This window comes from Kitasatospora griseola (assembly GCF_014648555.1).
GTDB classification, from domain to species: domain Bacteria; phylum Actinomycetota; class Actinomycetes; order Streptomycetales; family Streptomycetaceae; genus Kitasatospora; species Kitasatospora griseola.
This window is the reverse complement of the sequence record NZ_BMRI01000006.1, coordinates 33,390-37,941: the sequence shown is the minus strand read 5'-3', so window position 1 is coordinate 37,941 and position 4,552 is coordinate 33,390. Positions and strand designations below refer to the sequence as shown.

4 protein-coding genes and 1 pseudogene are annotated in these 4,552 nt (G+C 74.2%); 4 read left to right on the top strand and 1 reads right to left on the bottom strand.

What is annotated here, in order from left to right; translation table 11 throughout:
• A pseudogene (locus IEZ12_RS09745) lies at nt 1-1,053 on the top strand (hypothetical protein); the annotation flags it as partial.
• A 56-nt stretch (nt 1,054-1,109) separates the two neighbouring features.
• Here the strand turns inward: IEZ12_RS09745 and srmL are convergent.
• Nucleotides 1,110-2,249, bottom strand: a complete 1,140-nt coding sequence (gene srmL, locus IEZ12_RS09740) for a PheS-related mystery ligase SrmL (RefSeq protein WP_189271640.1) — start codon at nt 2,247-2,249, stop codon at nt 1,110-1,112.
• Nucleotides 2,250-2,526: 277 nt separating this feature from the next.
• On the opposite strand from srmL, the gene IEZ12_RS09735 reads away from it, so the two are divergent.
• The 3 genes from IEZ12_RS09735 to IEZ12_RS09725 form a co-directional block, all read left to right on the top strand.
• A complete protein-coding gene (locus IEZ12_RS09735) occupies nt 2,527-3,177 on the top strand; it encodes a class I SAM-dependent methyltransferase (RefSeq protein ID WP_189271639.1) in 651 nt (216 codons plus the stop codon).
• A 153-nt stretch (nt 3,178-3,330) separates the two neighbouring features.
• Nucleotides 3,331-3,723 carry a hypothetical protein gene (locus tag IEZ12_RS09730; RefSeq protein WP_189271638.1) on the top strand — a complete coding sequence of 131 codons (393 nt, stop codon included), beginning with the start codon at nt 3,331-3,333 and terminating at the stop codon, nt 3,721-3,723.
• A gap of 38 nt (nt 3,724-3,761) precedes the next feature.
• Nucleotides 3,762-4,552, top strand: a 791-nt coding sequence (locus IEZ12_RS09725; protein ID WP_189271637.1) for an IPT/TIG domain-containing protein, incomplete at its 3' end; no start/stop codon positions are given.

The following is a 4,552-nucleotide window of genomic DNA, read 5'->3' as shown; positions in this document are numbered from 1 at the left end:
GGCCAGGCGTCGGTGTTCACCTCCGCCGTGGTGGACGGCCTGCTCACCGGTGACGCCGACCTCGACGAGGACGGCGTGGTCAGCGTCAACGACCTGTACGACTTCATCAGCCGCCGGGTGCCCGAGCGGGTGCCGGAGCAGACGCCGACGATGAGCGTCAGTTCGGTCGAGGGCGGGCAGATCGAACTGGCCCGCAACCCGCGCGCCGCCGAGCTGGGCGCCCGGGCCCTGGACCGGATGCGCGCGGGTCAGGACGGCCTGCGGGCGACCGACGCCGCCCTGGCGGTCGACGAGGCCGAACGGCAGCGCAAGGAGTCGGAGGCCCGGGCGGCCGACCTGCACGCGAAGTACGAGGCCGCCCAGGCGGAGGCGGCGCGGCACGCCGGCGCCAAGGCCGCGGGCACCCGGACACTGCTCAGGATGCTGAACATCCTGTTCGGGACGGTCGCGGTGGCGGCCGGCTTCTGGGCGTCGTCGTCCTGGGTGGACGGCTTCCACCTGCCCGGTGGCAATGAGCTGCTGCCGGCGCTGCTGATCGGCAGCTGCGTGTTCGAGGTCTCCTTCACCGCCCTGTTCGCCGTCTTCGCCCGCCTGCTGGTCCGCGGCCTGCAGACCTTCGTGCCGCGGATCGTCGAGGGAGTGAGGTCCCGGCGCATCAGGCTGACGGGGGGACAGATAGCCCTGCTGGTGCTGGCCGGCTTCGCCGGGCTGGGCGGGTTCCTCCTCGCCGAGGTGGCCTGGATCCTGCCCGGCTGCCTGCGCCTCGCCGCCTGGGCGTCGGGCCGGGCCGGGTTCCGGATCGACGTGCCGGCGGACGGTTGGGGCGACTCGCTGGTCGCCTGCCTGGCGGTGGGCGCGGACCTCGTGGTCGCCGTGCTGATCGGCCTCGCGATCAACGGCATGCCGCAGATGCCGGACGAGGAGTACATCGAGGAGACCGGCCCGGGCTACCACCGGCGGGTGCGGTACCAGAAGAAGCGGTGGCAGTTCGGCCCGTTCTACTCGCACGACACCTACGAGTACCGGCAGGGCGGGAGCTTCGACGACTTCTGAGCGGCGCGGCCGGTCCGCGGGCGTCGTGGCGACGGCCGCGGACCGGTGACGGATCGTCAGGGGGCGGTGGCCGCCCACTGGTGGGCGGCGCCCTGGTGGAGGGCGGCGTAGACGCGGTCGCGCAGCGCGTTGGCGTCGGAGTCGGTGAGGGTGCGGTGCAGGTGGCGCAGCACCACCTTGACCAGCAGGTTGTGCTGGTCGGGGCGGGCCCCGAGCCGGGTCAGGGCCTGCGGGGGGAGCTCCCGGCAGGGCGTGCTGGAGAGGATCTCGACGCTCTCCACGCAGTCCGCGTCCGGGCCGAGCGCGTCGCGGACCCGGTCGCCGAGGTCCTCCGCCAGCTCGGTGCGGTCCACGGCGACGGACAGGTCGCGGCGGACCGCCGGCAGCGCGGAGACCGGCCGGTACGGGGCGAGGTCGGTGAGCTGGACGGCCACCGCCGGATCGGCGGAGCGCAGGATCCGGATGTCCGGGATGCCCTTCAGCAGCATCAGCACCCGGTCCAGCCCCATCCCGAGCGCCAGCCCGCTCCACTCCGGCCCCAGCCCCGCCCCCGCCAGCACCTGCGGGTGCGCCAGCCCGCACTCGGCGACCTCCACCCACTCCTCGCCGACCCGCGCGTCCAGTTGACGGCCCGCCCGGGTGTACGGGTGGACGCGCTCCTCGGTGCGGTATTCCGCGCCCGGCAGCAGGGCCTCCGCCAGGACGGCGATCATGCCGGTCAGGTCGTCGGGCCCGGCGGGCAGCCGGCGGCGGGTCAGGTACCAGAGGTCGAGCTGGTGCGGGGTGCCGGTGTGCAGGCGGTCGATGCTGTCGCGGCGGTACACCAGGCCCGGGCAGACCAGCAGCACCGAGTCGCCGGCCGGCCCGGCGGCGAGGGCGCGCAGCGCACCGGGCACCAGGGCGCTGGAGTGGCTGCGCAGCATCCGGCGGCCGTCCACGTACCGGGTGTACCGGGTGTCCCGAGTGACGTCGTCGGCACGGTAGTTGAGGTGGTCGTAGTTGTCGGCGACGGTGACGGTCCGCTCGCCGCGGTGCACGCGCGCCGGGCAGGACCAGTGCCGGGACAGCGCGTCGGCGGCGCGGTCCACCAGCAGTTGCACGGCGTGCGGGCCGTCGGCGGGATCGGTCAGGTCGCGGACCGCGAGATCGCGGGCGAGCTGCTCGGCGGACAGCGGAACGGGAACGGCGACGGACATGGCGGAGCCTCCGGGGCTTCGGCGGGAAGGGTGGGAACTCACACCCCCCGGCCCCTGGGCACGATCCGCCGACCGGGACCGACCCGCTCAGCCGAACTGCCCTACCGGCGTGGCGAAACCCGACCCCTGCGGCACCCATCGGGAGCCGGGGGGCCACTAAATCGGCGAGAGATCGCTACGACGGCCACGAGCGGAGTCTAGACACCCCACCCGCCGGATCCGCAACCGGTTTTTCCCGCTAGGCTCGGCGCTCTCGCGAAGACAGGAGGCGGCGCGGATGGCGGACGAGCAGACCGGGGTCGGGCAGGCGTACGACGCGGTGGCGGAACTGTACGCGACCATGTTCACCGGCGAACTCGCCAGCAGGGATGACGAGTTGGCGTTGCTCGGCGAGCTGATCGCGGCGCCGCCGGTGGCGGTCGGCGGGCTGCCCGTCGGCGACCTCGGCTGCGGCCCGGGCGAGGCGACGGCGCTGCTCGGCGGGCTCGGCATCCGCGCGTTCGGGCTCGACCTGTCGGCCGGCATGCTGGCCCAGGCCCGCCGCCTGCGCCCCGCCGAGACCTTCGTGCGCGGCTCCCTGCTGGCCCTGCCGTTCGCCGACGCGAGCCTCGGCGCGATCCTCGCCCGCTACTCGCTGATCCACCTCCCGCCCGCCGAACTCCCGTACGCCTTCGCCGAGTTGCGTCGCGTCCTGGCCCCGGGCGGCCGCCTCCTGCTCGGCTTCTTCGCCGCCGACCCCGCTCTCGGCGACACCGACCAGCCCGTCCCGTTCGACCACAAGGTCACCACCGCCCACCGCTGGCCCGTCGATGCCCTCGCCGCGCTGCTCCCCGCCGCGCGCCTCACCGAGACCGCCCGCACCGTCCGCCTGCCCGGGCCGGGCGAGCGGTATCCGCAGGCGACGCTGCTGGCCGAGGCGCGGAGCTGACGGACCGTCGGTCGGGGTTCGTCCGCGCCGTGCGGGCGCACGTCCAATGGTGTGACGTCCGGGGCCGGGACACATCGTCGGAGGCCCTGGGCGGAACCCGGAGTGGGCACGACCTCTCCAGCCGGTGGGGCGGCCCATTCCCAGGGAGCACGCATGGCGACGGAGCACGACGCATCGATCACGCCGCAAGTGGCCATGACGCCGGCCGCGATCGCGGCGACGGCGGCGACCCCGCGGCCGTCGGGCGAGACGACGGCGGAGCAGCGGGACCGGATCCTCCAGGGCGTCGGACGGCAGCTGGCCGAGCCCTCGCTCGCGACCGGGAACGACTGGTTCCCGATCTGGCTGGCGCTGAGCCCGGACAACGCGAACATGGCGTACCTGGCCGCCAGCCGCTCCACCAACGCGTTCGCGGTGGTCCTGCGCGGCACGGTCGGCAGCGTCACCGACCTGATGGAGGACCTCGGCGTGGGCACAGTGGTGCCGTTCACCGCCGTCGGCTCGCCGCCGGCAGCCCGGAGTTCGCGGCGTACGTCGACTCGCTGAACTGGGTCGCCAACGAACGCCACTTCAACGCCTGGGACGTGGTGCCGCAGGCGTGGACCGGTCTCGACGACGTGAAGAAGTGGTACCCCCATCCGCCCGGCCCGGAGGCGAACGAGGACGTCAAGGCCGTGATCACGGCGATCGCCGGGCTGCCCGGCCCGCACGCCTACGCCCAGCCGGGCAGGGCGCACAAGCTCCATCCGGACTACAAGAGCGACTACGACCGGGTCATGGTCAGGAAGACGCTCCAGGACTTCATGGGCCAGGTCGCCTTCCAGCACGCCAACGCCACCTACCTGGGTCTGCTCGGCGCCCCCGACGTGCTGCCCGGCCCGGCGGTGCGGGCCCTCAGCAGCAACGCGGGCAAGCCCGGCAGTGCGCTCGTCATCGCCGGCAGCGGCTTCGGCCCGGGCACGGCGGTCGACTTCGGCGCCGTCCCGTGCCCGGACCCGGTCGTCAGCAGCGACGGCCTCGCGATCAGCGTCCGCGTGCCGTCCGGCGTCGGCGTGGTCGCCGTCCGGGTCACCACCGACCTGGGCACCTCGTCGGCCGTCCCGCTCGGCCAGTTCGCCTACGACGGCCCCGCGCCGGTGATGGTCAGCGGCATCGCCCCCGACAGCGGCCGGACGGGCCGGAGCGTCACGATCACCGGCGTCAACTTCGGCTCCGACGCGCAGGTCTTCTTCGGCGACAACCCCTCGCCCTCCGTCAAGATCGAGCGCACCGGCGCGCCCAGTGAGGTCGTCGCCACCGCACCCGCCCCGACCACCGGCGCCGGCAAGCCCCGCACCGTCGACATCACCGTGCTGTCGAACGGCTACTCGTCCCC